Source organism: Yoonia vestfoldensis, from assembly GCF_002158905.1.
Taxonomy (GTDB): Bacteria; Pseudomonadota; Alphaproteobacteria; order Rhodobacterales; family Rhodobacteraceae; genus Yoonia; species Yoonia vestfoldensis_B.
On sequence record NZ_CP021431.1, the window covers coordinates 3,254,557 to 3,281,327 of the forward strand.

At 61.0% G+C, this 26,771-nt stretch carries 24 protein-coding genes; 10 read left to right on the forward strand and 14 right to left on the reverse strand.

Annotation, left to right across the window (positions count from 1 at the left end; translation table 11 throughout):
- Positions 1–7: 7 nt before the first annotated feature.
- From LOKVESSMR4R_RS16325 to LOKVESSMR4R_RS16365, 9 genes are all read right to left on the reverse strand, one after another.
- Positions 8–1,204, reverse strand: a complete 1,197-nt coding sequence (locus LOKVESSMR4R_RS16325) for a phenylacetate--CoA ligase family protein (RefSeq protein ID WP_087210723.1) — start codon at positions 1,202–1,204, stop codon at positions 8–10.
- Between the two features lie 127 nt (positions 1,205–1,331).
- A complete protein-coding gene (locus LOKVESSMR4R_RS16330) occupies positions 1,332–2,159 on the reverse strand; it encodes an ABC transporter ATP-binding protein (RefSeq protein WP_087210725.1) in 828 nt (275 codons plus the stop codon).
- 39 nt (positions 2,160–2,198) lie between these two features.
- Positions 2,199–3,482, reverse strand: coding sequence for an ABC transporter substrate-binding protein (locus tag LOKVESSMR4R_RS16335; protein ID WP_087210728.1), 1,284 nt, complete (start codon positions 3,480–3,482; stop codon positions 2,199–2,201).
- Positions 3,483–3,539: 57 nt separating this feature from the next.
- Positions 3,540–4,616 carry a branched-chain amino acid ABC transporter permease gene (locus LOKVESSMR4R_RS16340; RefSeq protein WP_087210731.1) on the reverse strand — a complete coding sequence of 359 codons (1,077 nt, stop codon included), beginning with the start codon at positions 4,614–4,616 and terminating at the stop codon, positions 3,540–3,542.
- A 77-nt stretch (positions 4,617–4,693) separates the two neighbouring features.
- A complete protein-coding gene (locus tag LOKVESSMR4R_RS16345) occupies positions 4,694–5,692 on the reverse strand; it encodes a branched-chain amino acid ABC transporter permease (protein WP_087210735.1) in 999 nt (332 codons plus the stop codon).
- Positions 5,693–5,823: 131 nt separating this feature from the next.
- Positions 5,824–6,642, reverse strand: coding sequence for an ABC transporter ATP-binding protein (locus LOKVESSMR4R_RS16350; protein ID WP_087210738.1), 819 nt, complete (start codon positions 6,640–6,642; stop codon positions 5,824–5,826).
- Positions 6,639–8,597: an AMP-binding protein gene (locus tag LOKVESSMR4R_RS16355; RefSeq protein WP_087210742.1), complete on the reverse strand. Its 1,959-nt coding sequence runs from the start codon at positions 8,595–8,597 to the stop codon at positions 6,639–6,641. Before LOKVESSMR4R_RS16355 ends, LOKVESSMR4R_RS16350 begins: the two co-directional genes overlap by 4 nt.
- Before the next feature lie 145 nt (positions 8,598–8,742).
- Complete coding sequence (fdhF, locus tag LOKVESSMR4R_RS16360) at positions 8,743–11,508, reverse strand: formate dehydrogenase subunit alpha (protein ID WP_087210745.1); 2,766 nt, start codon at positions 11,506–11,508, stop codon at positions 8,743–8,745.
- A gap of 110 nt (positions 11,509–11,618) precedes the next feature.
- Positions 11,619–11,906 (reverse strand): YggT family protein, encoded by a 288-nt coding sequence (locus LOKVESSMR4R_RS16365; RefSeq protein ID WP_087210747.1) that lies wholly within the window; start codon positions 11,904–11,906, stop codon positions 11,619–11,621.
- Between the two features lie 138 nt (positions 11,907–12,044).
- On the opposite strand from LOKVESSMR4R_RS16365, the gene LOKVESSMR4R_RS16370 reads away from it, so the two are divergent.
- The 6 genes from LOKVESSMR4R_RS16370 to arfB all read left to right on the forward strand — a co-directional run bounded on the left by LOKVESSMR4R_RS16370 (position 12,045) and on the right by arfB (position 17,296).
- Positions 12,045–12,590: an acyl-CoA thioesterase gene (locus LOKVESSMR4R_RS16370; protein ID WP_087210750.1), complete on the forward strand. Its 546-nt coding sequence runs from the start codon at positions 12,045–12,047 to the stop codon at positions 12,588–12,590.
- Between the two features lie 65 nt (positions 12,591–12,655).
- Positions 12,656–14,044, forward strand: a complete 1,389-nt coding sequence (locus tag LOKVESSMR4R_RS16375; RefSeq protein ID WP_237331823.1) for an MFS transporter — start codon at positions 12,656–12,658, stop codon at positions 14,042–14,044.
- The gene (mepA, locus tag LOKVESSMR4R_RS16380) at positions 14,014–14,910 is read left to right on the forward strand and encodes a penicillin-insensitive murein endopeptidase (protein WP_087210758.1); all 897 of its coding nucleotides are present in this window, start codon (positions 14,014–14,016) and stop codon (positions 14,908–14,910) included. The genes LOKVESSMR4R_RS16375 and mepA overlap by 31 nt, the downstream gene beginning before the upstream one ends.
- Positions 14,911–14,982: 72 nt before the next feature.
- Positions 14,983–15,834: an esterase-like activity of phytase family protein gene (locus LOKVESSMR4R_RS16385; protein WP_087210761.1), complete on the forward strand. Its 852-nt coding sequence runs from the start codon at positions 14,983–14,985 to the stop codon at positions 15,832–15,834.
- A 73-nt stretch (positions 15,835–15,907) separates the two neighbouring features.
- A complete protein-coding gene (locus tag LOKVESSMR4R_RS16390) occupies positions 15,908–16,549 on the forward strand; it encodes a queuosine precursor transporter (RefSeq protein WP_087210764.1) in 642 nt (213 codons plus the stop codon).
- Between the two features lie 327 nt (positions 16,550–16,876).
- The gene (gene arfB, locus LOKVESSMR4R_RS16395) at positions 16,877–17,296 is read left to right on the forward strand and encodes an alternative ribosome rescue aminoacyl-tRNA hydrolase ArfB (RefSeq protein ID WP_087213445.1); all 420 of its coding nucleotides are present in this window, start codon (positions 16,877–16,879) and stop codon (positions 17,294–17,296) included.
- Positions 17,297–17,301: 5 nt separating this feature from the next.
- On the opposite strand, the gene LOKVESSMR4R_RS16400 is transcribed toward arfB, so the two are convergent.
- The 5 genes from LOKVESSMR4R_RS16400 to pncA form a co-directional block, all read right to left on the reverse strand.
- Positions 17,302–17,673, reverse strand: coding sequence for a DUF5615 family PIN-like protein (locus tag LOKVESSMR4R_RS16400; RefSeq protein WP_257790134.1), 372 nt, complete (start codon positions 17,671–17,673; stop codon positions 17,302–17,304).
- A gap of 23 nt (positions 17,674–17,696) precedes the next feature.
- A complete protein-coding gene (locus LOKVESSMR4R_RS16405) occupies positions 17,697–18,353 on the reverse strand; it encodes a MerR family transcriptional regulator (protein ID WP_157898255.1) in 657 nt (218 codons plus the stop codon).
- A 63-nt stretch (positions 18,354–18,416) separates the two neighbouring features.
- Positions 18,417–19,709: a nicotinate phosphoribosyltransferase gene (gene pncB, locus LOKVESSMR4R_RS16410; RefSeq protein ID WP_087210774.1), complete on the reverse strand. Its 1,293-nt coding sequence runs from the start codon at positions 19,707–19,709 to the stop codon at positions 18,417–18,419.
- A gap of 56 nt (positions 19,710–19,765) precedes the next feature.
- On the reverse strand, positions 19,766–20,698 hold the full coding sequence (locus LOKVESSMR4R_RS16415; RefSeq protein ID WP_087210779.1) for a glycosyltransferase family 2 protein: 933 nt from the start codon (positions 20,696–20,698) through the stop codon (positions 19,766–19,768).
- Positions 20,698–21,288, reverse strand: coding sequence for a bifunctional nicotinamidase/pyrazinamidase (pncA, locus tag LOKVESSMR4R_RS16420; RefSeq protein WP_087210782.1), 591 nt, complete (start codon positions 21,286–21,288; stop codon positions 20,698–20,700). The genes LOKVESSMR4R_RS16415 and pncA overlap by 1 nt, the downstream gene beginning before the upstream one ends.
- Before the next feature lie 117 nt (positions 21,289–21,405).
- On the opposite strand from pncA, the gene LOKVESSMR4R_RS16425 reads away from it, so the two are divergent.
- Genes LOKVESSMR4R_RS16425 through LOKVESSMR4R_RS16440 form a run of 4 tightly spaced genes read left to right on the forward strand, consistent with a single transcriptional unit; the run spans position 21,406 to position 26,712 of the window.
- A complete protein-coding gene (locus LOKVESSMR4R_RS16425; RefSeq protein ID WP_237331967.1) occupies positions 21,406–22,644 on the forward strand; it encodes an Hsp70 family protein in 1,239 nt (412 codons plus the stop codon).
- Between the two features lie 32 nt (positions 22,645–22,676).
- Positions 22,677–23,582, forward strand: coding sequence for a rhodanese-related sulfurtransferase (locus tag LOKVESSMR4R_RS16430; RefSeq protein WP_087210789.1), 906 nt, complete (start codon positions 22,677–22,679; stop codon positions 23,580–23,582).
- Positions 23,554–24,615, forward strand: a complete 1,062-nt coding sequence (locus LOKVESSMR4R_RS16435; protein WP_237331824.1) for an AbrB family transcriptional regulator — start codon at positions 23,554–23,556, stop codon at positions 24,613–24,615. The genes LOKVESSMR4R_RS16430 and LOKVESSMR4R_RS16435 overlap by 29 nt, the downstream gene beginning before the upstream one ends.
- Before the next feature lie 12 nt (positions 24,616–24,627).
- Positions 24,628–26,712: a S9 family peptidase gene (locus tag LOKVESSMR4R_RS16440; protein ID WP_087213448.1), complete on the forward strand. Its 2,085-nt coding sequence runs from the start codon at positions 24,628–24,630 to the stop codon at positions 26,710–26,712.
- Positions 26,713–26,771 lie beyond the last annotated feature (59 nt).

Consider the following 26,771-nt stretch of genomic DNA (forward strand, 5'->3'; position numbering starts at 1 on the left):
TTTCCTATCAGGTGTCATAGGTCCGGCGATCCTCGATCACGAGCCCGTCGCGCGGCAAGGTGCCGGGGGGACAACAGATCACATCGCCTTTGAGTTTCAAAATATCGACAACGGCAGTGGCGATGGCGGTGGCATCCAGCCCCGCGCCCTCGACATGGACCTGCATCACATCGGCATCGCCCATGCGGTCAGCGATGATACGGGCGCGCGCCGCACCGACCTTGGCCACAAGGGCAGCCACCTGTTCAGGGCGCACGAACATGCCCTTGATCTTGGTGGTCTGGTCGGCGCGGCCCATCCAGCCCTTGATGCGCAGATTGCTGCGCCCGCAGGGGCTGGTGCCGGGCATCGCAGCGCTCATATCGCCGGTGGCGAAGCGGATCAGCGGATAATCGGGGTTCAGCGAGGTGACCACGACCTCGCCCACATCGCCGGGGGCGACCGGATCGCCGGTGCCGGGGGTGACGATTTCGACGATCACGCCTTCGTCGACGATCATGCCTTCGCCGGGGGCGGTTTCATAGGCGACATGGCCCAGATCGGCGGTGGCATAGCATTGCAGGCAGGTGATCCCGCGGTCGGCGTAATACTGGCGCAGCTGCGGAAACAGCGCCCCACCCGAGACAGCGGCTTTGGTGATCTGCAAGCTGACGCCCATCTCATCGGCTTTTTCGAGGATCACCTTGAGGTAATCAGGCGTCCCCGCATAAGCGGTGGTGCCGATATCCGCAGCGGCACGGACCTGCAATTCGGTCTGGCCAGTACCCGCAGGCAGCACGGCAGCCCCGACAGCGCGCGCCCCGTTCTCGAACATCGTGCCCGCAGGCGTCAGGTGATAGCCGAAACAATTCTGCACGATATCGCCAGGGCCGATGCCGCAGGCATGCAAGAACCGCCCGAAACGCCACCAATCATGTGACGACCCACCCGGTTCATAGATCGGGCCGGGGGATTGGAACACATGGGTCATGTTGGCCACATGCAGCCCCCCGAACGGTGGCTGCGCCTTTTGCCAGCCGCCAAGGTCGGATTTGCGCAGGACCGGAAACTTTGCCAAATCCGCCAATGACGTGACCACGACATCGGGCAGACCGGCCCCCGGCATCGCACGCACCAGCGCTATCTGCGCGCGCAGCGCGTCAAGCTGGGCTGCGGCCCGCGCCTCTGGCCTGCGTGTTTCCAGATCGTCGAAATAGCTCGTCATCAGTGTCTCCTGTCCACATCAAGGCAGCGACGTGGATAGGGGCAGGTCTGGCCCTGCACGCACTGCTATTCAATAGCGCCCCTTGCGCGGGGCGCGGGTCAATAGCGCCCCATGCGCGGGGCGCAGGTTACGCCAACCAGCGCTTGCGGCGTCGATAGCTGCGCACATCGCGAAAGGATTTGCGCCCCTCATCCGACATGCCCAGATAGAATTCCTTCACATCGGGGTTTTCACGCAATTCAGCGGCGGGGCCTTCCATCACGACGCGCCCGCTTTCAAGGATATAGCCCTGATGCGCGAACCGCAGGGCGACATTGGTATTCTGTTCGGCCAAAAGGAAGGACACGCCCTCGTTTTCATTGAGGTTCTTCACGATGGTGAAAATCTCTTCCACCAGCTGCGGCGCAAGACCCATCGAGGGTTCATCCAGCAGGATCGTCTCTGGCCGCGACATCAACGCGCGGCCGATGGCGCACATCTGCTGTTCGCCGCCCGAGGTATAGCCCGCCTGACTTTTGCGCCGTTCTTTCAGACGCGGGAAATAGGTATAGACCATCTCAAGATCGGCCGCGACCGCCGCCCCGCCATCGCGGCGGGTATAGGCACCGGTCAGCAGGTTTTCCTCGACCGTCAGATGTTCGAAACAATGCCGGCCTTCCATGACCTGCACGACGCCTTTCTTGACCAAAGCCTCGGGCGACAGGTGATGCACGGATTCGCCGCGATACAGCACCGACCCTTTCGTCACCTCGCCGCGTTCGGAATGCAAAAGGTTCGATATCGCCTTGAGCGTGGTGGTCTTGCCCGCGCCATTGCCACCCAAAAGCGCGGTGATCCCGCCTTTGGGTACGTTCAGCGACACGCCTTTGAGCACCAGAATGACGTGATTATAGATCACTTCGATATTGTTGACCTCAAGCAGGGTCTCTTTGGTATCGGGCATCGCTGTCTCCATGGGAAACGGACGGCCCAAAGGCCGCCCGTGGTGATGTGCTTACAGACAGCCGGGGGTGATCCCGCTTTCCGCAGCAAAGGCGGCGGAATCCTCGGCAACCAGCGGCGCGATGACAGAGGCATCGGGCGAGATGAAACCCGTCAGCGGCTCCCAGACACCGGCAGAGGCGTTCCATTGCTGCACAAGGCCCTGGCCCGTGCCGCCATGGTTCTGGCAGGTGACCGCGAATTCCGGCCCGATCCCTTCCATGCCCAGTTCAGCCATGCGGGCATTGGTGATCTCCAGCGCTTCCATCCCGTCACGCACCATCGGCGCTGTCACATCGGAAACGCCGTGGATCTCTTGCGCCTTGGCAATGGCCTCGGCAGCCAGCATGGCGGCATACATGCCACGGACATAAAGCACCGAGCCAAGGTTCGATCCGTCACCGGCGGCATTGCCTGCGTCATGCACAAGGCTCTGGATTTCCGCCAGCACCGGGTAATCGATGATCGGGTTCATGTTCAGCGATTTATAGCCATTGGCGGCCATGCCCGCAGGTGTCACGTCATGTTCCGCCCCGGCCCACCAATTGCCGATGAAGTTTTCCATCGGGAAACCGATATTCGCGGCTTCTTGCACGGCCACCTGGTTCATCACGCCCCAGCCCCACATCACCACATAATCAGGGCGTTCGCGCCGGATTTGCAGCCATTGCGATTTCTGTTCCTGACCGGGGTGATCCACCGCCAGCTGGGTCAATTTGAACCCATGCAGCGCCGACAGTTCCTCCAGCGTGCGGATCGGTTCCTTGCCATAGGCGGAATTGTGATAGACCAGCGCGATGGTCTTGCCATCCAGCGACCCACCATTTTCATCCAGCAGGTAATTCACCGCGACCGAGGCGGCATCCCAGTAATTGGCGGGATAGTTGAAGACCCAGTTGAACACCTCGCCATTGGCAGCGGATGTGCGGCCATAGCCCATCGTGTGCAGCGGGATATTGTCGGCCGTGGTGCGCGGGATCAGCTGATAGGTGATGCCCGTGGACAAGGGCTGATAGATCAACGCGCCTTCGCCCTTGGTCGCCTCATAGCATTCGACACCGCGTTCGGTGTTATAGGCGGTCTCGCATTCGATCACGCGGACCGTTTCGCCGCCGATCCCGCCGTCACGGGCATTCAGCAGCGCAAAGTAATCCTGATAGCCATCCGAAAACGGCACGCCGCCCGCGGCATAGGGGCCGGTGCGATAGCTCAGATCCGGTATCACCAGATCGGCCATTGCGGTGCCTGCGGCCATCGCGCCGGCCAAGGCCGTTGCGGCCAGTGTCTTCATCTTCATCGGTTTCTCCTCCCAATGGTTAAGATTGTTCTGCCGGGGTGTGCCCCGATCCGTCTTTTAATAGGGGAACGGCCATAGCCGGAGCTTCTCTTTCGCCAGGCGCCAGAGCTGGGCAAGGCCATGCGGTTCCTTGATCAGAAAGAACATGATCAACGCGCCCACGATCACCAATTGCAGATGGGCCACCAGATCGGTGGGCCAACCCAGCAGATCGACACCGATCACCTTCAGCGCGACAGGCAACAGCACCAGAAAGGCCGCCCCCGCGAAGCTGCCGAACAGCGATCCCAGCCCGCCAATGATGATCATGAACAACACCAGAAAGGATTTCTGGATGCCAAAGGCCTCGCCCACCTCGACAGCCCCCAGATAGACCGCAAAGAACAACGCCCCCGATATGCCGATAAAGAAGGATGACACGGCAAAGGCGGTCAGCTTGGCCTTCAGCGGGTTCACCCCGATGATCTCGGCCGCGATATCCATGTCGCGGATCGCCATCCAGGACCGCCCGATCGTGCCACGCGTCAGGTTGCGCGCGATCAGCGCACAGATCGTCAGGAACACAAGGCAGATCATATATTGTGCCCAAGGCGCGGTATTCGGTCCGGTCACGGCAATACCGGCGACAAAGCGTTCCGGCGCATTGATCTGGCCGGATGCGGAATAATTGTAAAACCAGCTGACCTTGTTGAACATCCAGACCAGGAAAAACTGCGCCGCCAGCGTCGCCACCGCCAGATAGAACCCTTTGATACGCAGGCTGGGCAGACCAAAAGCCGCACCGACAGCCGCCGTGATCCCACCGGCCAGAACGATATGAATGACGATGCTGACATCGGGAAAAGCGGTCATCAGCTTGTAACAAGCATAGGCCCCCACCGCCATGAACCCACCGGTGCCCAGGCTGACCTGGCCGCAATAGCCCGTCAGGATATTCAGCCCGATGGCCGCAATCGCATAGATCAGGAACGGCACAAGAATGGCATTGGCCCAATAGGCATTGACGAAAAACGGCACCACACAAAAGGCAATGACCAGCACGGCCCAATACCGCCAGCGATCAAAGGCAATCGGGAAAGTCTGGCTATCCGCCTGATAGGACGTCTTGAAATCGCCCGCCTCACGATACAGCATGGATCATCCCCTTCGCATCTTCCGAGCAGAAATATCCCCGCCGGAGGCCTGAAAGTTCTTTTGAAAAGACGCTTGCATCACACACGTTCGATGATCCTTTCGCCAAACAGCCCCTGCGGACGGAACACCAGAAAAACCAGCGCCAGCATATAGGCGAACCAGTTTTCCGTGGCGCCTCCCAGATAGGGCGCGCCAATCGTGTATTCGAACAGCTTTTCACCGACGCCGATGATCATGCCACCCACGATGGCACCGGGGATCGACGTGAACCCGCCCAGCATCAGCACGGGCAAGGCTTTCAGCGCGATCAGTGACAGCGAAAACTGCACACCGGATTTGGCACCCCACATGATCCCCGCGACCAATGCGACGACACCCGCCAGCGACCAGACCAGAACCCAGATATAGCTCAGCGAAATCCCCACGCTCAGGGCAGCCTGATGGTCATCGGCGACAGCGCGCATCGCGCGGCCCTGCTTGGTGTATTGCGCGAAGGCAACCAGCCCCGCGACCAACAGCAAAGCGACGACACTTGCGACCATATCCAGCTTGTCGATGAAAAAGCCGTAGAAATCGTCGCCGCCCAGCCCGCTGGTCATGTCTTCGACCCAAAGCGACCCACCCTGCGGCAGGCCCAGCGCCAGCGTGCGGATGCTCGACCCCCACATCAGATCGCCCATCCCTTCCAGGAAATAAGCCAGCCCGATGGTCGCCATGAACAGGATGATCGGCTCTTGCCCGACCAGATGGCGGAAGACGAAATATTGCACCGCCCAGGCGAAACCGATCATCACCACCACGGTCATGAAAATCGCCAGGATCGCCGGCACCTGCCAGCCGAAATGATGGATGCTCGTGCCGAAAACCGCATTGATCAGATGGGCAAAAGGCACCTGCCCTTCCATGATGCCGACCAGCGTCAGCGCGGCAAACAGCGCCATCACCCCTTGGGCAAAGTTGAAGATCCCCGAGGCCTTGAAGATCAGCACGAACCCAAGCGCGACCAGCGCATAAAGCACGCCCGCCATCAGCCCGTTGATCACGACTTCGATGCCGTAAAGAAAATCAGCCGACATAAGATGCCTCCCCGCCCCGGGCCTGACCCGGGGCCTCTTGCAAGTGATGGTCGAGGTCCCGGATCAGGTCCGGGACGGCGAAGGGTGCCAGAGATCCCGGATCACGTCCGGGATGATTGCGCCGTGCAAAATCATTCATGCGCCACCCCCAGATAGGCGTCGATCACCTCTTGATTGTTGCGCACCTCCTCGGGGGTGCCGTCGCCGATCTTGCGACCGTAATCCATCACGACCACGCGGTCGGACAGGTCCATGACCACGCCCATGTCATGTTCGATCAGCGCAATCGTCGTGCCGAATTCATCGTTCACATCCAGGATAAAGCGGCTCATGTCCTCTTTCTCCTCGACATTCATGCCGGCCATGGGTTCATCCAGCAGCAACAGTCTGGGTTCAGCCGCCAGCGCGCGCGCCAGTTCCACCCGCTTTTTCAACCCGTAAGGCAGACGGCCCACGGGCGTTTTGCGGATCGCCTGGATTTCCAGAAAATCGATGATCTTTTCCACCGCCTCGCGGTTGGCGACCTCCTCGGCCTCGGCGCGGCCTTTCCACAGGGCCTGCGAGAACAGCCCCGCCTTCATATGGGTCAGCCGCCCGGTCATGATATTGTCCAGCACGCTCATGCCTTCGAACAAAGCGATATTCTGAAAGGTGCGCGCAATGCCAAGCCGGGCCACCTGATAGGGTTTCATCGGCTTGCGCTTTTCGCCGCGAAACCAGACCTCGCCATCCTGCGGATGATAGAAGCCTGAAATCACATTCAGCATCGAGGATTTGCCCGCGCCATTGGGCCCGATGATCGCGCGGATCTCGCCTTCGCGGATATCAAACGAGATATTCTTGATCGCCTCGACCCCGCCAAAGCGCAGGGTGATGCCGCGCATATCCATCAAGACACCACCGATCTGGCGGCCATCCGCGGTCACATAGGGTGCAACACCGTCCATCATTCTGCTGCCACCTTGTGCTGTTCGGCCGCCACCTCTGCGTCGCAGATCACCAGCGTCGCCTTGATCTTGCCTTTGCGGCCATCCTCATAGGTGACTTCGGTTTCGGTGTAGATTTCGGGCACCCCGGCATAAAGCGCCGTGATCAGGTCGTGGAATTTCTCTTCCACGATCCGGCGACGGACCTTGCGGGTGCGTGTCATCTCGCCGTCATCGGCATCCAGTTCCTTGTGCAGCACCAGAAAGCGATGCACCTGACAGCCCGCCAGCATCGGGTCGGCGGCAACGGACCTGTTCACCTCGGACATATGGCCAAGGATCATGTCGCGCACGCGGCTGTGCTGCGACAATTCCTGATAGCTGGAATAGGCGATATTGTTGCGTTCGGCCCAATTGCCCACGGCCATCAGGTCGATATTGATGAAAGCGGTGCAATAATCGCGGTTCGCGCCGAATACGACCGCCTCGAGGATATTGGGATAGAATTTCAGCTTGTTCTCGACATATTTGGGCGCGAAGAGCCGCCCATCCGCCATCTTGCCCACATCCTTGGCGCGGTCGATGATCCGCAGATGGCCGGTGCCATCCTCGATGAACCCCGCATCACCGGTCGCAACCCAACCTTCGGCATCTTTGGTGGACGCCGTGCTTTCAGGGTTCTTGTAATATTCGACGAACACACCGGGGCTGCGATAGAAAACCTCGCCATTCTCGGCGATCTTCAGCTCGACACCCGGACTGGGCACGCCCACGGTATCGGACCGCACCTCGCCATCGGGTTGCTGGGTGATAAAGACGGTCGCTTCGGTCTGGCCGTAAAGCTGTTTGAGGTTGATGCCCAGCGCGCGGTAGAAATCGAAAATTTCCGGCCCGATCGCCTCGCCCGCTGTATAGCCCACGCGCACGCAGCTCAGGCCAAGGGTATTTTTCAGCGGCCCGATCACCAAGAGCTTGGCCAGCATGTAATTCAGCCGGTCCAGCGCGCCGACCGGCTTGCCATCCAGCAACAGCGGCCCAACCCTGCGCCCCACGGCCATATAGTGGTGGAACAGCCATTTCTTGAACCGCCCCGCATCTTCCATGCGGATCATCACATTGGTCAGCTGCTGTTCGAACACGCGCGGCGGGGCAAAGAAATAGGTCGGCCCGATCTCGCGCAGGTCCAGCTGCATCGTATCGGCACTTTCGGGGCAATTGACGCAGAATCCGGTCCACATCGCCTGCCCCACCGAAAAGATGAAGTCCCCGACCCAGGCCATCGGCAGATAGGCCAGCACCTCGTCATCGGGGCGCAGATGGTCGAATTCGGCGGAATTCTTGGAGGTCTCGATCACATTGCGGTTGGACAGCACCACGCCCTTTGGCCGACCCGTCGTTCCTGACGTATAGAGCATCACGCAGGTGTCGTCATAGCTCCGCGCCGCACTGCGGGCGTTGACCTGATCCAGCAAGCCCGACGCGCGCCCGGCCTTTTGCACATCGGCATAGCTGGACATGGCGGCATGGTCGTATTTGCGCAGGCCGCGCCCGTCGAGATAGATCACATGTTCAAGCTGGGTCAGCCCGTCGCGGACATCGGCGATCTTGTCCACCTGTTCCTGATCACCCACAACGGCAAAACGCGCGCCGCAATGATCCAGCGCATAGGCGATTTCTTCGGTGGCGGCTTCGGCATAAAGCGGGACGGGGATGCAGCCAATCCGTTGCGCCGCCACCATCGCCCAATAGAGCGCCGGGCGGTTCCGACCGGAAACAGCGATATGGTCACCCACATCCGCACCCAAGCTCAGCAAGCCCATCGCCAGCGCGTCGATCTGTTCGGCAGCCTCTGCCCAGGTCCAGCTTTGCCAGATGCCGAATTCTTTTTCCCGGTAGGCGGGCTTGGACCCATGGCGCGCCACATTGCGCGCCAACAGGTCAGGGATAGTCACAGGGTCGCCCTCGGCGCGTTCTTGCATCGTGATGATCCTCCCTCTGGGCGGTTATCCCGCCCTTGGCCGCGAGTCGCCTCCTCGCAAATCGCGACCTTGGGGTGATCTTGCGGACCATGGGGCGATCCGTCAAATCTTTTTTTGAACAAGCGTTCAGTTAATTGGCTTGGCCTTATTCCGCCGCAACCTCGCTTTGCGCCTTCTCCACCCTGACGGCGGCGAATTTGAATTCGGGGATCTTGCCATAGGGGTCGATCGCGGGATTGGTCAGGATATTCGCCGCCGCCTCGACATAGGCGAAGGGGACGAAGACCATGTCGGGGGCGACGGCGCGGTCGGACCGCGCCATGATGTCGATGCTGCCGCGCCGTGTGGTCAGGCGGACCATGCCGCCCGGTTCCACGCCCAGCCTGCGCAGGGTGGATGGATGCAGCGAACAATTCGCCTCTGGCTCTACCGCGTCCAGCACGCGCGACCGCCGCGTCATCGACCCTGTGTGCCAGTGTTCCAGCTGGCGGCCCGTGGTCATGATCATCGGATAATCGGCATCGGGGGTTTCATCCGGGGCGATCACGCTGGCGGGGGTGAACCGCGCGCGGCCATTCTCACGCGGGAAAGCATCGGCAAAGACAATCGGCTGGCCCGGATCATCGGGCGTGAGCGACGGATAGGTCACGGCGTTTTGCGCCTCTAGCCGGTCCCAGGTGATATTGGTCAGCGACGCCATGACTTGGGTCATTTCGCCAAACACATCGGAGGGATGCGCATAGGTCCAGGGCAGGCCCAACCGCTTGGCCAGTTCCACGGTGATCCACCAATCCTCGCGCGCGTCACCGGGGGGCGGCACGGCGGGACGGCCCATCTGGACCTGCCGGTTGGTGTTGGTCACGGTGCCAGACTTTTCGGCAAAGGCGCTGGCGGGCAGGATCACATCGGCGAAATTGGCGGTTTCGGTGATAAAGATGTCCTGCACGACAAGGTGGTCGAGCTTGGCAAGCGCCGCGCGCGCATGGTCCACATCAGGGTCCGACATGGCCGGATTTTCGCCAAGGATATACATCGCCCGAATATCGCCATCATGCACGGCATCCAAAATCTCGGTCACGGTCAGGCCCTTGGTGGCATCAATCTCGCCGTGTTGCCAGACCTCTTGGAACGCAGTCCGCACGCCTTGGTCGCCGACGGGCTGGTAATCGGGCAAAAACATCGGGATCATGCCGGCATCCGACGCGCCTTGGACGTTGTTCTGCCCGCGCAGCGGATGCAGCCCCGACCCCGGCCGCCCGACCTGCCCGGTCATCAACGCCAACGAGATCAGACAGCGCGCATTATCGGTGCCGTGGATATGCTGGCTGACGCCCATACCCCAGAAAATCATCGCAGCCTTGGCCCCCGCAAAGGTGCGCGCCACATCGCGCAGCGTTTCGGCATCGATCCCGCAGATACCGGCCATCTTTTCGGGGCTGAAATCGGCCAGATGCGCCTTTTCGGCCTCCCAATTCTCGGTATAGGCGGCGATATATTGCTGGTCGTAAAGCTGTTCCTCGACGATCACATGCATGATCGCATTCAGCATCGACACATCGGCACCGGGGCGGAATTGCAGCATATGCGAGGCATGGCGTTTCAACGCCTGCCCGCGCGGGTCCATCACGATCAGCTTGCCGCCGCGTTTGGCGAATTGCTTGAAATAGGTGGCGGCAACGGGGTGGTTCTCGATCGGGTTGGCGCCGATCACGATGGCAACATCAGCATGTTCGATCTGGTTGAAGGTCGCGGTGACAGCACCGGAACCCACATTTTCCATCAGCGCCGCCACAGATGACGCGTGGCACAGCCGGGTGCAGTGATCGACGTTATTGTGGCCGAACCCCTGCCGGATCAGTTTCTGGAATAGATAGGCCTCTTCATTGGTGCATTTGGCAGAACCGAAGCCCGCGACACCCTTGCCGCCAATCGCCTGCAAGCCGTTTGCGGCGGCGTCCAGCGCCTCGTCCCATGTCGCCTCGCGGAAATGTTGCTGCCAGTTGCCGGGATCGACGTTCAGCCCCTTGGCGGGCGCATCGGCGCGGCGGATCAGCGGCTTGGTCAGGCGGTGCGGGTGATGGATATAATCGAACCCGAAACGGCCCTTGACGCAAAGCCGCCCTTCATTCGCGGGGCCGTTGATGCCTTCGACGAATTTGACCTTGTTATCCTTGATCTTGAGACTGACCTGACAGCCCACACCGCAGAACGGGCAGACGCTGGCAACCTCGCGGTCGAAATCAGCGGTATCGCCCATCTGGTTTTCATCCGTCACCGTCGCGGGCAGCAGCGCGCCCGTCGGGCAGGCCTGCACACATTCGCCGCAAGCCACGCAGGACGATCCCCCCATCGGGTCATCCATGTCGAACACCGGATAGGCCGTGCCACCGCGCCCTGCCATGCCGATCACATCATTGACCTGCACTTCACGGCAGGCCCGCACGCAAAGCCCGCATTGGATACAGGCATCAAGATTCACCGACATCGCGACATGGCTGTCATCCAGCAGCGGGATATGATCCGCCTTGGCGGGAAAACGGCTGTCAGCCACGCCTTGCGCACCCGCCATGTCCCACAGATGGCTGGACCGGTCATGCGCCACATCCTGCGCCGGTTGGTCGGCGACCAGCAATTCCATCACCATGCGGCGCGCCTGCACCTCGCGCGGCTCGTTCGTGGTGACGACCATGCCATCACGCGGTTCGCGGATGCAGGACGCGGCAAGCGTGCGTTCGCCGTCGATGGCGACCATACAGGCGCGGCAATTGCCGTCGGACCGATAGCCGGGGGCGGGTTTGTGGCAAAGATGCGGGATCACCAGACCGCGCCCGTTCGCCACCTCCCAGATGGTCTGACCGGGGGCGGCGGTGACGGTTGCGCCATCAAGGGTAAAAGTGATCTGGTCGGACATTGCATCGCTCCGCTTGGCTTGGGGCGACTAGACCACGGCTGCCGCCATGCGGAAAGGTCAGGCGCGACCGCCAGCGGCAATTTTGCGCCATGCCGCCATGCGGGTTGCGATCAAAGAAACGCGCCCATGTTGTTGATCAGGAAGATGCGCAGGATTTCCAGACCGACCAGCACCAAGACCGGCGACAGATCGATGCCGCCCATATTCGGCAGCATCCGGCGGATCGGGCCATAGATCGGTTCCAGCACACGTTCGAGCGTGTACCAGACCTGCCCCACGAATTGCTGACGCACGTTCAGCACCTCGAACCGGATCAGCCAGCTCATGATGAAATGCGCAATGACGAAAAACCGCACGACGCCGATGATCAATAGCAACGCCTGTATGATGGTAAGCATGAAGAAACCGCCTTTTTGAAACTGTCGCACTGACCTAAGCGGTTCCCCCCAATCCGACAAGCCCAAGGTTGCCCCGAGGTTAAAGTTGACGTTAACGTCAGGCGAGATCACTTTGCACCCAGCAGCAAAAGGCGTCTTATGTATCCTGTCATCCGCACCCTCAAGGAAATCATCCTCGCCCGGCGCAGCCCTGCGATCGGGCCGATGGACGCGCATGTGTCTTGGCACCGCTGCTGGCCGCAGGATATCGACGTCTATTTCGAGATGAACAACGGCCGTATCCTGACGATCATGGATCTGGGGCGCACCGGGCTGGGCATCCGCACCGGGCTGGTGGCGGCATTGCAGCGCAACCGCTGGGGGCTGACGATGGCGGGCGCATCCGTGCGCTATCGCAAAAGGATCAGACCCTTCACACGGTTTCGCATGGTCAGCAAATGCATCGGCTGGGATGACAAGTTCATCTATCTGGACCAATCCATCTGGATCGGACAGGATTGCGCGGTGCAGATCCTCTATCGCTCGGCGGCAACGGATAGAAACGGGATCGTGCGGCCAGACAGGCTGCTGGCCGAAATGGGCATGCGCGATCCACAGCCCCGCCTGCTCGATTGGGTGCAAGGCTGGATCGAGGCCGACCGCGCGCGGCCATGGCCCCCTGTCGATCACGGCGCACAACCCTAAAGCTTGTCTTGCCAGCGACATGATTTGCAGTGTCTAGTCCCTGAAAAGAGATGCAGGGACAGGTCATGGTCAGCAAGAAACGGATCTGGGGATGGATGGCCTTTGACTGGGCATCGCAGCCCTTTTACACGCTTGGCCTGACCTTCATCTTCGGCCCCTATTTCGCGGTGGTCGCGGCGCAATATTATCTGGGCGCAGGACTAGAGGAATCCGCCGCCAACGCCCGCGCGCAATGGATCTGGTCCGCAGGCCAGACGGTCGCGGGGCTGCTGATTGCCTTCAGCGCGCCCTTTCTGGGGGCCTTTGCCGACCGGTCCGGGCGCAAGATCCCATGGATCGCCTTTTTCTCGGTCGTTTACGTCGTAGCGACATGGATGCTTTGGGGGCTGACACCGGATGGATCCGCGCTGATCCTGATCCTGATCCTGTTCTATGTGGGCTTTATCGCCGCTGAAAGTGCGCTGAACTTTGTCAATGCGATCCTGCCGTCCTTGGGAAATGACCGTGAGGTCGGGCGCATTTCGGGGTCGGGTGCGGCCTTTGGCTATTGGGGCGGGGTGGTGTCACTATTCCTAATGCTGCTGTTGCTGGCGGAAAACGAACAGGGCGTGACCTTGCTGGGCAATGCGCCGCTGTTCGGGCTGGGCCCTGACCTGCGCGAAGGCACCCGGTCTGTCGGGCCGTTTATCGCGATCTGGTATGTGATCTTTATCATTCCGTTCTTTCTTTATGTCCGCGACGATCCAGATGCCCTGCGCCAGCCCACCAATATGCGCGCCGTCACCGGCGAGCTGATGGCGACGCTGCGATCCGTCGTGAAACGCAAAAGCCTGTTCAATTTCCTGCTGGGGTCGATGTTCTATCGGGACGCGCTGAATGCGGTCTATGCCTTTGGCGGGGTCTATGCCGCGCTTGTGCTGGAATGGCAGACGATCCAGATCGGCGTCTTTGGCATCATCGCGGCCATCGCGGCGGCGATCGTGACATGGCTGGGCGGTTTGGGCGATGCGCGCTATGGCCCGAAACCGGTGATCAAAGCCTGCGTCTGGGTGCTGATCGGCGTGTCTGTCATCATCGTCGGCATGTCGCGGCAGGCGATCTTTGGCATCCCGCTGCCCGCAGGATCACCGATCCCCGATCTGGTCTTCTATTTCTGCGGCATCTGCATCGGCGGGGCGGGGGGTGCGCTTTATGCCGCGTCACGGTCAATGATGGTGCGGCACACCCATCCCGATCATCCGGCCGAGGCGTTCGGCCTGTTCGCCCTGACCGGCAAGGCCACGGCATTCCTCGCGCCCGCGCTGATCACGCTTTTCACGATCCTCACCGGCAGCAACCAATTGGGTTTCCTGCCGATCATCTTTCTTTTCATGATCGGGCTTTTCTTGCTACGCTATGTCAACAAGAACGGAGATCGTGACGCATGGTCCGCATTGCCGCAGCCATCATCCTGAGCATGGGGCTGGCGGCCTGCCAGCAGGATACACCACGGATCGCGGTGACGCAGAACGCGGGCGACAGCCGCGTGGCCAAGGTGCTGTTCGGCGCAGCCCCGCGCCCCAGCGCGCAATCACCTGCGGCCTTGGGCGGTTATGCACAAGGCTGTCAGGCCGGCGCCGTCGCCTTGCCAGAAACCGGCCCGACATGGCAGGCGATGCGCCTGTCGCGCAACCGCAACTGGGCGCAGCCGGTCACCGTGGATTATGTGCAAGACCTTAGCCGCTTCGCCGCAACCTTGCCGGGGTGGAACGGCCTTTACGTCGGCGATCTCAGCCAGCCACGTGGCGGACCGATGCTGACGGGCCACGCCAGCCACCAGACCGGGCTGGATGCCGATATCTGGATGCTGCCGGCGACACGGCTGGATCTTTCGCGCGCCGAACGCGAGGCGATTTCGTCGATCTCGATGCGGCGGGCGAACGGGGCCTATGTCAACAGCGACTGGACCCCGCAGCACGAGGCGCTGATCCGCGCCGCCGCCTCTGACCCGCGCACGGCACGGATTTTCGTCTTTCCGGGCGCAAAGGTCGCAATGTGCCAGAATGCGACCGGCGACCGCAGCTGGCTGAACAAGGTCCGGCCTTGGTACGGGCATCATTATCATTTCCATGTCCGGTTGCACTGCCCCGCCGGGGATCCGACCTGCGTTGACCAGGCCCCGCCGCCCGTCGGCGACGGCTGTGCCGAGGCCCAGGATTGGGTGAACACCATCCTGAACCCGCCGCCACCTGACCCTGCGGCCCCGCCCGCCATACCGCGCAGCGAATTGACCATGGCCAGCCTGCCGGGCCAATGTCTGAGCGTGCTGAATTCCAACTGAGTTTTGTAAAGCGATCTTAACCTTGCGGCGCTATCGTCGGGTCATGCGCCATCATCATGAAATGACCTTGCCTTGCGCCTGATCACCATGCTCTGCGCCCTGTTTTTCGGGCTTCCCGTCCGGTCAGAACCTGTCCTGATCGGCAGCTATACCTGGACGCTGGATGATCCGCGCTTTGGCGGCTTTTCCGCGATCGAGCTATCAGATGATGGGGACAGTTTCCTCGCGCTCAGCGACCGGGCGATGTTTATCACGGGTCAGTTTACCCGCGCTGACGGCCAGATCACCGGGATCACGGCAGGGCCGATCGTGACGATGACAGGCCCCGGCGGGCGCGCCCTGACCCGCGCGCAAAGCGATAGTGAGGGGCTGGCCATCGGGGCCGATGGCACGATCTATGTCTCTTATGAATGGACCCATGGCATCGGCAGCTTTGCCGCCATCGACGCACCCGGATCTGACCTGATCACCACACCGGCCTTTGACGGGATGCAGACCAATGCATCGCTAGAAGCTTTGGCCATCGACAGCGACGGGGCGCTTTACACCATCCCCGAACGGTCGGGTGCCGCGACGCAGCCTTTCACGGTTTACCGGCTGCGCGATGGCATCTGGGACCAGCCGTTCAGCATCGCGCGGCGCGGCGCGTTCCTGGTCGCGGGCGCGGATATCGGGCCGGACGGGCGATTATATGTGCTGGAACGGGATTTTCTGGGGATCGGGTTTCGCAGCCGGGTGCGGCGGTTCGATCTGACCGGCGGCAACGAAGCGGTCCTGCTGGAAACGCGGCTGCGCCAGCACGATAACCTTGAGGGGATCAGCATCTGGCAGGATGATCAGGGGCTGCGGATGACCCTGATCTCTGACGACAATTTCCGCGCCTTTCAACGGACCGAGATCGTGGAATACCGGTTGACGGACTGACGGGCGGGCGTTAGGTCGCGCTGTCCCCCTTGGGGGCCAAGTGCCGCACCCTTGTCAAAACGGAAACAATCAAATGACACGTATCCTTCCCGGCGTTATCGCCATGGCCGCCATCGTCGTGGCCTCTAACATCCTTGTTCAATTCCTGATCCTCGACGGTCTGCTGACTTGGGGGGCATTCACCTATCCGCTGGCCTTTCTGGTCACCGATGTGATGAACCGCGTCTATGGCATGCAAGCCGCGCGCAAGGTCGTGTTCGCCGGTCTGGTCGTCGGGATCATCTGTTCGCTGATCGGCAGCCAGATCATGCTGCAAGGCGACGGCTATGAATTCCCCGCCGTCGCGCTGCGGGTCGCCATCGGGTCGGCCACCGCCTTTGCCGTGGCGCAGATGCTCGACATCGCCGTGTTCAACCGGCTGCGCGACGGGTCCTGGTGGAAAGCACCGCTGGGCAGCACGCTGGTCGGGTCCACCGTCGACACGGTGATCTTTTTCTCTATCGCCTTTTCGGCGGCCTTCAACGGGCTGTCAGCCGCGGCGGCGGATGAAATCATCTGGGCACAGGACGCCGTGCCGTTCCTGAACGCCGGCCCGCTGGTGCCGCTTTGGGTGTCGCTGGCCGTGGCCGATTGGGGGGTCAAACTGACCATCGCCCTGCTGGCCCTGTTACCATTCCGCCTGATTGTTGGGCGAATGCAGCGGGCGCAAATTTAAACGCGACCTGTGGTATATTTTTACTTGAAATATACCAAATCTGTGCGACTCTGTAGAGAGTGAAACATTTGAAAGGAGGTGATCCAGTGCATCATGAAGTATTGGAAACGTGTGGCGGGACAACTTGGGGGGCGCGCAGCTAAGGCAGCCCTTGGCTGAATTAACCCCAAGGTGGAGATCCTAACCGACTCACCTCCGACATTCAGGAAAGGGCTATCCAGACCGGATAGCCCTTTTTCCATGGTCGAAAGCGCAGCTTTCGACCTCGTGCGGGTCAGCGTTTGGCGCAGCCAAATGCGGCCACACCACCCAACCAAAGACACCGTCATGACCCTGCGCATCACCGACCAGATCACCATCGCCGATTGGGAGCTGACGGAAAGCTTTGCCCGCGCCTCCGGTCCCGGCGGGCAGAATGTGAACAAAGTGTCCACCGCCGTGGAATTGCGGTTCGAGGCGGAACGGTCCCCCAACCTGCCCGATCCGGTGAAACGGCGGCTGCGGCGGCTGGCGGGGCGGCGCTGGACCAGCGAGGGGGCGATTGTGATCTTCGTCCAAGACACCCGCAGCCAGGCCCGCAACCGCGACATCGCGCGCGAGAGGCTGGCCGAACTGGTCCTCTCCGCCACAATGGTCCCCAAACGCCGCGTCGCCACGAAACCGACCTATGGGTCAGTCAAGCGGCGGCTGAAAGAGAAGAAGGTGCGCGGGGAAGTGAAGGCGATGCGGGGGAAGGTGGATGAGTGAGGGGATTAGCGCATCGACGAGATTTTTTGGTCTTTGATCTCGATGAAAAGGCGACGCGACTGTTTATGCTCGCAAAACTTCCACTCATGCTCAAGCAGACTCAATGCCTGTTCGACACGATACTTGGCTTGCGTTTGCTTCTTCAGTGTGAGCTTTAACAGGCTCAATTTTCGATATCGAGTATTTGTGACGCCATACTTTTTAGCCATGACCTTCATGTCACCATCACAGGCAACCAATATCGCGTCGTTCTCTTGAGCGGTTAATGCTACTAGATCGTCAGGAGATCCCGTCTGCAGCGCCTCTGAAAGGTAGATGACCGCATGGCCGTTATCAGTTAACACGGAGCCTACACTCCTCGGCACACCTTCATCCAAAAAAACCGCACTGAAAAACCTTTTTAAGCAGCTATTTCCTCGCGAACAGCAATTACATCAGCGATGGCTATCGTCGGGAATTCCGCAATAATTTCTATATCGGAGTAGCCTTCGTCAATAAAATCTCTGATCGTAGAAACTGGCACGCGTGTTCCGCTGATGACTGTTGCATTATGAACGACATTTCGCTTCTGCTGAAACGAACCTACAAGCTCCTCAGGCCTTACCCACAGCTCTTTAATCCGATCCCTCATGTCAGCCTTTACGATCCGAAGAGGAATTTTCAGCACTCGCTGAGAAGACAGGATATCTTCAAGTTGATCTGTCTCTTCGTCGTATACAACTACGCGTTTATCTAGAACGTATAGAATAGTGTTGGACCAACGCTGCTCGCCAATTTCTTCAAGCTTCTTCTTGACGCCCTTTAGGTGCTGCAAGGAACACTTATGGTCATTCCTAAGCGTCCTCAGCACTTGAAGTTCAACAAGATCTGAAAATGAATATACTCGACTAAGCGCTACACTTCTATTTGCGTGCGCCATCGCCGGTTGAAAGAACCCAATTTTATCCCAGTGACGAAGCTGATGCTTCGACAGCCCCGTGAGACTTGAGGCTTGCTCATCCGAAAAAGCTTTTATTACATTTTGCATGTCGGACACCAAGTAAGGTTCATACGCCAACAGGTACCTTAGTTATGATCACGGCATCAATGTGGCAATTTTGACTCAGCGTTACGCCTTTACCTAAACCACAACCTCTACCCTCTCCTGCTCCCCCACCCCGAACACGCGCTTATAACGTGCGATCTCGTCCGCTGGCCCCATCGCCTTGTTGGGGTTGTCGCTCAGCTTCACCGTCGGTCGCCCATTCGCCGCGACCGCCTTGCAGACAAGGCTGAACGGCGCTAGCGCATCCCCCGCCACCAAGCCCTTGAAATCATTAGTCAGCATCGTCCCCCAGCCAAAGCTCACCCGCACCCGTCCGGCAAACTGCTGGTGCAATTCGCTGATCTTGGCCACGTCCAGCCCGTCGGAAAAGATCACCAGTTTCTGGCGCGGGTCCTCGCCACGCGACTGCCACCAGGCAATCGCCGTCTCGGCCCCCGCCGCCGGATCGCCGCTGTCAACGCGGATACCCGTCCAGCCCGCCAGCCAATCGGGGGCGCGGTCCAGAAACCCCTTGGTGCCAAAAGTGTCGGGCAGGATGATCCGCAGATTGCCGTCATGTTCCTCTTGCCAATCGGCCAGCACCGCATAGGGCGCCTGCCGCAGGGCCGCGTCGCTATCAGCCAGCGCGGCATAGACCATGGGCAGTTCATGGGCATTGGTGCCGATTGCCTCGATCTCGCGCTGCATGGCGATCCGGCAATTGGAGGTGCCGGTGAAGTTGTTGCCCAGCCCTTCCATCATCGCCTGCACGCACCAATCCTGCCACAGATAGGAATGCCGCCGCCGCGTGCCGAAATCGGCCAGCCGCAGGTCGGGGATATGGCGCAGGTCCTCGACCTTTTCCCATAGCTTGGTCATGGCGCGGGCATAAAGCACCTGCAATTCGAACCGTCCCAGCGTTTTGAGCACCGCCCGGCTACGCAATTCCATAATGACCGCCAGCGCGGGGATTTCCCACAGCATGACTTCGGGCCAGGACCCCTCAAACGTCAGTTCATATTGCCCGTCGATCTTTTCCAGATGATAGGGCGGCAGTTGCAGGTTCTCGAACCAGGTCATGAAGGCGGGGGTGAACATCTGCCGCTTGCCATAGAATGTGTTGCCCCGCAGCCAGGTGCTTTCACCCCGCGTCAGCCGCAGCGAGCGGATATGATCCAGCTGTTCGCGCAATTCGCCTTCATCCACCAGATCGGCCAGCCGGATGGATTTGGTCCGGTTGATCAGGCTGAAGGTGACTTGCGTATCGGGATGATTGCGAAACACCGACTGGCACATCAGCAGCTTGTAGAAATCCGTGTCGATCAGCGACCGCACGATCGGGTCGATCTTCCACTTGTGGTTCCAGACGCGGGTGGCGATATCGACCATGATGTTCCCCTGACGGTTTGGGGTGTTAGACCAAGGCCTGCGCGCAAGGGCAAGGGTTAGCTGCGTGCCAGTTTGCGCGCGACGCGGCGCTGGTGGATGTTCTTGCCGCGCCTCTTCATTTGCCAGAACAGCCATGCGCAGACGCGCCAGTCGAGCGGTTTCAGTCCCGCCAAAAGCTCAGGCGGCGTCTCGCTAACGTCGTGGTATGCCGCAAAGCGGAGACAGCGTCGAATCAACGCCCAGCGCTCGGGCGACCTCGTACCAAAATACTTCTGGTTGCGCTGGAATGTACGCAAGTGGCATTCCGATTCGATCCGTTTTGCGGCGCCACGGGTCAGTTGCGGCGCGGTGTTTTCACGGACAGTGTAATTCTGGCTATAGATACAACCGGGCTCCGACTCGAACCATGCTCTGTGCCCGTGGCCATAAAGTCGTAAGCAATAATCGGAGTCCTCATCTAGCGTCTGATCAGCAAAGATCGGTCCAAGGTCATCAAAAACCTCCCGTCGTATCCAGAATCCTTGGCTGAATGCCGGCAAGCGCGTGAGGATCGGCACATTGTCCGGTACCATCCCGGTCGCGATATCTGGTGTCTGAATAGGTCGCGCCGTTTCTAACGCCTGTCCGATCCATGCAATCTCGGCCCGTCGTGCGAAACCCCAATCTGCCACGCTTTCCCGCGCCGCCGCAATCACCCGCGCGGGATAATCAGCGACCATCACATCATCGTCGTCAAGGAACATCACGATCTCGCCGCACGCGTGCGCGATGCCGTGGTTCCGCGCGCCCGCCGCACCTTTGTCGCCCGTATTTGTAGTTATCCGCAGACGCGGGTCTGTGATATCGCGCAAGGCTGTCTCGGCGGTATCGGACCTGTCGTCGATCACGATGACTTCGCCATCCTGCGGGCAGGCGGTCAAGGCAGACGCGACCGCCCGTTGCAGCAATGCAGACCGGTTATAGGTCGGGATAATGATCGACACCATCATCAGAGCGCAACACCCGCCGCGTCCATATCCGCCTTGGCTCGCGCCAGCGACCCGTCGAAATCAATCGCCCGGCATAGATCCAGCCGCACCGTCACGTCAAACCCCAGCTTTGCCGCATCCAGCGCCGAATAGGCGACGCAGAAATCTGTCGCCAGCCCGACCAGCGTGATCCGGTCGATGCCGCGCGTGCGCAGATAGCCTTCCAGCCCGGTCGGCGTGGTCCGGTCGTTTTCAAAAAACGCCGAATAGCTGTCGATGGCCGGGTTATGCCCTTTGCGGATGATCAGATCGGCGCGGTCCACCGTCAGATCGGGATGGAATTGCGCGCCCAGCGACCCCTGAATGCAATGATCCGGCCAGAGCACCTGTGGACCATAGGGCATGTCCATCATGCTCATCGGGGCGGCACCATGGGTCGATGCAAAAGAAGAATGCCCCGCCGGATGCCAGTCTTGCGTCAATACCACGACATCGAAATCATTCATTGCCGCGTTGATCCCCAGCACGATCTGGTCACCATCCGCCACGGCCAGCGCGCCACCGGGGCAAAAGTCCTGCTGCACGTCGATCACGATCAGCGCATGTGTCATCGTCGGCTTCCTGTCCTGCTTCTTGCCCAATCTGCCATTGATTTATCCCAAACGAAACCCGGGGGCTTGCGCCTTGCGCGCAATTTTCCTATCGGCGGCGTCTTTGCAGGGGGTATGATGGCGACGCTCGGGATCGATTTTGGCACCTCCAATACGGCGGCGGGCGTGATGGCGGCGGGGCGGCCGCATCTGATCGCGGTTGAACCCGGTCAGACGACTTTGCCGACATCCGTGTTCTTTGACCCTGATCGCAAGGTCACGCTTTATGGCTCCAGCGCCAATGCCGCCTTGATCGAGGGCCGCGAAGGCCGCTTCATGCGGGCGTTGAAATCGGTGCTGGGCACGCCTTTGCTGCGCGAACGGCGCATGATCGGCCATGAACGGCTGACCCTGCTAGAGGTCGTTGCCCGGTTTCTGGCGATGATCCGCGCCCGCGCCGAGGCCGAGACCGGCCAAAGCTATGACCACGCCCTGTCGGGCCGCCCGGTGCGGTTTCACTCTGGCGATCCCGCGCGCGATGCCCAGGCCGCGCTGGACCTGCGCGAGGCTTATCTGCTGGCCGGTTTCCGCGATGTGACCTTTATGAACGAACCAGAGGCGGCGGCACTGGCCGCGGGGCCGCTGGACAAGGGTGCCTTGGGGCTGGTCGTCGATATCGGCGGCGGCACATCGGATTTCACGATTTTTGAACGCGACGGGGAGGCCACGCGCATCATCACCAGCCACGGCGTGCGCGTCGGGGGCACCGATTTTGACCGCGCGCTGTCGCTGGCGCAGGTGATGCCGCTGCTGGGCCGCGGGGCCGAGATTGGCAATGCCATCGGCGACGGGCGGCATGTGGCACCGAATGCGATCTATAATGACCTGGCGACATGGCAGAAAATCCCTTTCCTCTACACGCCGGAAAACCGGCGCATGGCGGCGGGCTTTGCAAAACTGGGCGTCGATTCCACACTTTTCACCCGGCTGCAGACCGTGCTGGACATGGAATTGGGCCATGATGTCGCCTTTGCGGTCGAGGCGGCCAAGATCCGGCTGAACACCCCCGATACGGACCAGACCGGCATTGATTTGCGCTTTATCGCGGCTGATCTCTGGGAGCCGACCACCAAGGCCGCGATGGAAACGGCGCTGGCTGCACAGACCGCCGCGATCAGCGCCTGCGCGGCAGAGACGCTGGCGATAGCGGGCCTCACGCCTGCGCATATTGCCAAGATCGTCTTTGTCGGCGGGTCCAGCCTGTTGCAGGCCGTCGAAACCTCGATGACCGCGCTGTTCCCGCAGGCCGCCCTTGAACGCGGCGAGGCGTTTACCGCCGTCGTCGATGGGCTGGCGCTGGCGGCAGGCCCCTCTTGAACAGATGCGCGGGCAGGCGTAATCCAAGGCCCATGTATATCGTCGCTGCCCTTTACCATTTCACCCGCTTTGCCGACCCTGCCGCCCTGCGCGGGCCGCTGCTGGACCTGTGCCGCGCGCGCGGGATCAGCGGCACGTTGCTGCTGGCAGGCGAAGGGATCAACGGCACCATCGCGGGGGATCGCGCGGGCATCGACGCGGTGCTGACGCATATCCGCGCCTTGCCCGGCTGTGCCGATCTGGAATGGAAGGAAAGCACCGCCGCAGACGCGCCGTTCCACCGCATGAAAGTCCGGCTCAAGCGTGAAATCGTCACCATGGGCCAGCCCGATATCGACCCGGTGTCGCGGGTCGGCCATTACGTCGATCCAGCCGATTGGAACGCATTGATTTCTGCGCCCGATGTCGCGGTCATCGACACGCGCAACGATTACGAGGTGGCGATCGGCACATTCGACGGAGCAATTGACCCGCAGACCAAATCTTTCGGCGAATTCCCCGCATGGTGGGAAGCCAACAAGCACCGGTTCCACAACAAGCGCATCGCGATGTTCTGCACCGGCGGCATCCGCTGCGAGAAATCCACCAATTACCTGATGGGCCAAGGGGTGGAAGAGGTCTATCACCTCAAGGGCGGGATCCTGAAATACCTCGAAGAGGTGCCGCAGGATACCAGCAAATGGGACGGGGAATGTTTCGTCTTTGACGGCCGCGTCAGCGTCGGCCACGGGCTGGCCGAGGGGCCGCATATCCTGTGCCACGGCTGCCGCCGCCCGCTGCTGCCCGAGGATCGCAACCATCCCGCGTTCGAGCAAGGCGTTGCCTGCCATCATTGCGTGGATGAGACCAGCGCCGAGGACAAGGCCCGGTTCCGCGAACGGCAAAAGCAGATCGCCTTGGCAAAGGACCGTGGGGCCCGGCATATTGGCGGGCTTTGAACACAGAACCGCGCTGGCGCTGCTGATCGGGCTGGCAGGCGGGGTGATCGCCTATGCCATCGGGCTGCCGCTGCCGTGGATGCTGGGACCGATGATCGCCAATGTCGCCGCCGCCATGCTGCGCGCCCCGGTCAAAGGGCCCGCCGGGCTGCGCCATATCGTGGTGCCGGTGATCGGTGTGCTGCTGGGGTCGGGTGTGACGGCCGACATGTTCGGGCTGATCTCGACCTGGGTGCTGACGCTGGTCCTGCTGCCGCCCTTCCTGCTGGCGGCGGCGGGGGTGTCTTTCGTGATCTATCGCCGCATCGGCGGCTATGATCCGGTCACCGCCTATTATGCCGCCATGCCCGGCGGGTTGAATGAAATGATCCTGCTGGGCGGCGAGGCGGGTGGCAGCGAACGCCAGATCGCGCTTGCCCATGCCGCGCGGGTGATGATCGTGATTACCTTTGTGGCGCTTTACTTCGGGCTGGTGCTGGGCGTGTCGGCGGGGGGCAGCGATGGCGCCAATTGGACAGGCTTTGGCGCGCTGACGCTGCGCGATTATGCCGTGCTTGGGCTTTGCGCCGTGGCGGGCGCTTGGCTGGGCAAGATCGCGCGATTGCCCGCCGCCCCCGTCTTTGGCCCGATGATCCTGAGCGGGATCGCCCATTATACCGCCCTTGTGACCGTGCCGCCGCCCAGCCTGTTTGTCATAGCGGCCCAAGTCACCATCGGCACCGTGATCGGCACCCGCTTTGTCGGCGCAAGGCTGGCCGATCTGGGGCGCGAACTGGGGCTGGCTGCGCTGTCCTCGGGGATCATGCTGATCGTCGCCCTTGGCTTTGCCGAAGTGATCGTGCTGGCGGGGGGCATGCCACTGGCGCAGGCGTTTCTGGCCTATGCGCCGGGGGGGCTGACGGAAATGTCGCTGCTGACCCTCGCGATGGGGCAGGACGCAACCTATGTATCGGTGATCCACGTCATCCGCATCACGCTGGTGATCGCGGTTGCACCGCTTGTCTTTGCGATGATCCGCAAACCCAGCCTTTGATTGGAAATCTTGATGTTCAAACATTTGCCCGACGCGCCCTTGGCCGACAAACGCCCGACCACCGCGACGGCACATGGCGTCACCTTGCACGACGATTTCGCATGGCTGCGCGCGGACAACTGGCAAGAGGCGATGCGCGATCCCGCCAAACTGCCCACCGATATCGCGGATTACCTGCGGGCCGAGAATGCCTATTACGACACCGCCATGGCCGATACGACCGATCTGCAAGCCACGCTGATCGCGGAAATGCGCGGAAGGATCAAGGAAGACGACACATCCGTCCCGCGCAAAAACGGCGCTTATGCCTATCTCATGCGCTATAGCGAAGGGGCCGAACATCCTGTCTATATCCGCACCGCGCGCGATGGCGGCGACGAGGTCGTGCTGCTGGACGTCAATGCCGAGGCGGCGGCGCATGATTATTTCGACCTTGGCGCTGTCGCTGTGGCACCCGGCCACGGCATTCTTGCATGGAAGGCCGACACCACGGGATCAGAGTTCTTTACCCTGCGCCTGCGCGATACCGCCAGCGGACAGGACAGCGCCACGCTGATCGCGGATGTCGGGTCGGTTGCTTGGGTCGATGACCAGACATTGCTCTATGTCCGCGTGGACGACAGGCATCACCCCAACAAGGTGTTTCGCCACCGGATCGGCAGCGATCCCACAGAGGACGTGCTGGTTTACGAAGAAAAAGATCCCCGCTATTTCGTCGGCGTCAGCCGGCTGCGCTCGGGGGCCTATGTCCAGATCGCCACCGGCATGAACGACGAAAACGAGGTCTGGGTGATCCCCACCGCCACGCCGGAGGCCGCACCCCAGCTGATTGAAGGCCGGACCGAAGGGCTGGAATACGAGATCGACCATCAGGGCGATAACTTCGTGATCCTGACCAATGCCGATGGCGCGGTGGATTTCAAGATTGTCACCGCACCTGTCGCCACGCCGCAGCGCGCGCATTGGGCCGATCTGGTGCCCTATCGCGCGGGGCGCATGGTGATCGGGCTGGCCGCCTATCGCGACTGGCTGATCTGGGTGGAACGCGAAAACGCGCTGCCACGGATCTGCTATCAAGGGCCTGCGGGCGAGATGCAGAGTATCGCCTTTGACGAAGAGGCCTATGCTTTAGGGGCTGACCCGAGCGCGGAATATGACACCAATATGTTCCGCTTTACCTATTCATCGCCCACAACGCCGTCACAAGTGTTCGATTTTGATCTGGCGACAGGCAAGCGGGTGTTGATGAAACAGACAGAATTGCCCAGCGGCCACGACCCTGCCGATTACACCACACGCCGGATCATGGCGCCATCGCATGACGGGGCGCTGGTGCCGGTGACAATCCTGCACCACGCAACGACCGAACTGGACGGCGCAGCGCCTTGCCTGCTTTATGGCTACGGCTCTTACGGGGCATCCATGCCCGCAGGCTTTTCCGCCAACCGGTTGTCGCTGGTGGATCGCGGCTTTGTCTATGCCATCGCCCATGTGCGCGGCGGCGAGGAAAAGGGCCGCGCCTGGTATGAGGATGCGAAATTCGGACGCAAGGCGAACACGTTCCACGATTTCATCGGCGCAGCCAAGGCGCTGATCGCCGACGGCTACACCGGCAAAGGCCGGATCGTGGCGCAGGGCGGATCGGCGGGCGGGCTGCTGGTGGGGGCTGTGGTGAACATGGCACCCGAGCTTTGGGCCGGCATCATCGCCGATGTGCCTTTTGTCGATGTGCTGACCACGATCCTTGACGACACACTGCCCCTGACGCCGGGCGAATGGTCGCAATGGGGCAATCCGATCGAAAGCAAAACCGCCTTTGACGATATCCGCGCCTATTCGCCTTATGACAATGTCACCGCGCAGGATTATCCCGCGATGCTGGTGACAGCGGGCGTGTCCGACCCGCGCGTGACCTATTGGGAACCGGCCAAATGGGTCGCCAAGCTGCGGATCACCAAAACCGACGACAATATCCTGCTGCTGAAAACCAATATGACATCGGGGCATTTCGGCAAAACCGGACGGTTTGCAGCGCTCGAGGATGCGGCGCGGTCCTATGCCTTTGCGATCAAGGCTGTGGGTCGGGGGGTGCGCTGAAGCGCACCCTACCCTAGTTTTGCAAGACCGTAGGGTGCGCTTCAGCGCACCCCTGCACC

Coding starts and splice junctions, on each gene's coding strand:
- LOKVESSMR4R_RS16325 (WP_087210723.1), bottom strand. CDS start 1,204: ATGACGAGCTATTTCGACGATCTGGAAACACGCAGGCCAGAGGCGCGG.
- LOKVESSMR4R_RS16330 (WP_087210725.1), bottom strand. CDS start 2,159: ATGGAGACAGCGATGCCCGATACCAAAGAGACCCTGCTTGAGGTCAAC.
- LOKVESSMR4R_RS16335 (WP_087210728.1), bottom strand. CDS start 3,482: ATGAAGATGAAGACACTGGCCGCAACGGCCTTGGCCGGCGCGATGGCC.
- LOKVESSMR4R_RS16340 (WP_087210731.1), bottom strand. CDS start 4,616: ATGCTGTATCGTGAGGCGGGCGATTTCAAGACGTCCTATCAGGCGGAT.
- LOKVESSMR4R_RS16345 (WP_087210735.1), bottom strand. CDS start 5,692: ATGTCGGCTGATTTTCTTTACGGCATCGAAGTCGTGATCAACGGGCTG.
- LOKVESSMR4R_RS16350 (WP_087210738.1), bottom strand. CDS start 6,642: ATGATGGACGGTGTTGCACCCTATGTGACCGCGGATGGCCGCCAGATC.
- LOKVESSMR4R_RS16355 (WP_087210742.1), bottom strand. CDS start 8,597: ATGCAAGAACGCGCCGAGGGCGACCCTGTGACTATCCCTGACCTGTTG.
- fdhF (WP_087210745.1), bottom strand. CDS start 11,508: ATGTCCGACCAGATCACTTTTACCCTTGATGGCGCAACCGTCACCGCC.
- LOKVESSMR4R_RS16365 (WP_087210747.1), bottom strand. CDS start 11,906: ATGCTTACCATCATACAGGCGTTGCTATTGATCATCGGCGTCGTGCGG.
- LOKVESSMR4R_RS16370 (WP_087210750.1), top strand. CDS start 12,045: ATGTATCCTGTCATCCGCACCCTCAAGGAAATCATCCTCGCCCGGCGC.
- LOKVESSMR4R_RS16375 (WP_237331823.1), top strand. CDS start 12,656: ATGGTCAGCAAGAAACGGATCTGGGGATGGATGGCCTTTGACTGGGCA.
- mepA (WP_087210758.1), top strand. CDS start 14,014: ATGGTCCGCATTGCCGCAGCCATCATCCTGAGCATGGGGCTGGCGGCC.
- LOKVESSMR4R_RS16390 (WP_087210764.1), top strand. CDS start 15,908: ATGACACGTATCCTTCCCGGCGTTATCGCCATGGCCGCCATCGTCGTG.
- arfB (WP_087213445.1), top strand. CDS start 16,877: ATGACCCTGCGCATCACCGACCAGATCACCATCGCCGATTGGGAGCTG.
- pncB (WP_087210774.1), bottom strand. CDS start 19,709: ATGGTCGATATCGCCACCCGCGTCTGGAACCACAAGTGGAAGATCGAC.
- LOKVESSMR4R_RS16415 (WP_087210779.1), bottom strand. CDS start 20,698: ATGATGGTGTCGATCATTATCCCGACCTATAACCGGTCTGCATTGCTG.
- pncA (WP_087210782.1), bottom strand. CDS start 21,288: ATGACACATGCGCTGATCGTGATCGACGTGCAGCAGGACTTTTGCCCC.
- LOKVESSMR4R_RS16425 (WP_237331967.1), top strand. CDS start 21,406: ATGGCGACGCTCGGGATCGATTTTGGCACCTCCAATACGGCGGCGGGC.
- LOKVESSMR4R_RS16430 (WP_087210789.1), top strand. CDS start 22,677: ATGTATATCGTCGCTGCCCTTTACCATTTCACCCGCTTTGCCGACCCT.
- LOKVESSMR4R_RS16440 (WP_087213448.1), top strand. CDS start 24,628: ATGTTCAAACATTTGCCCGACGCGCCCTTGGCCGACAAACGCCCGACC.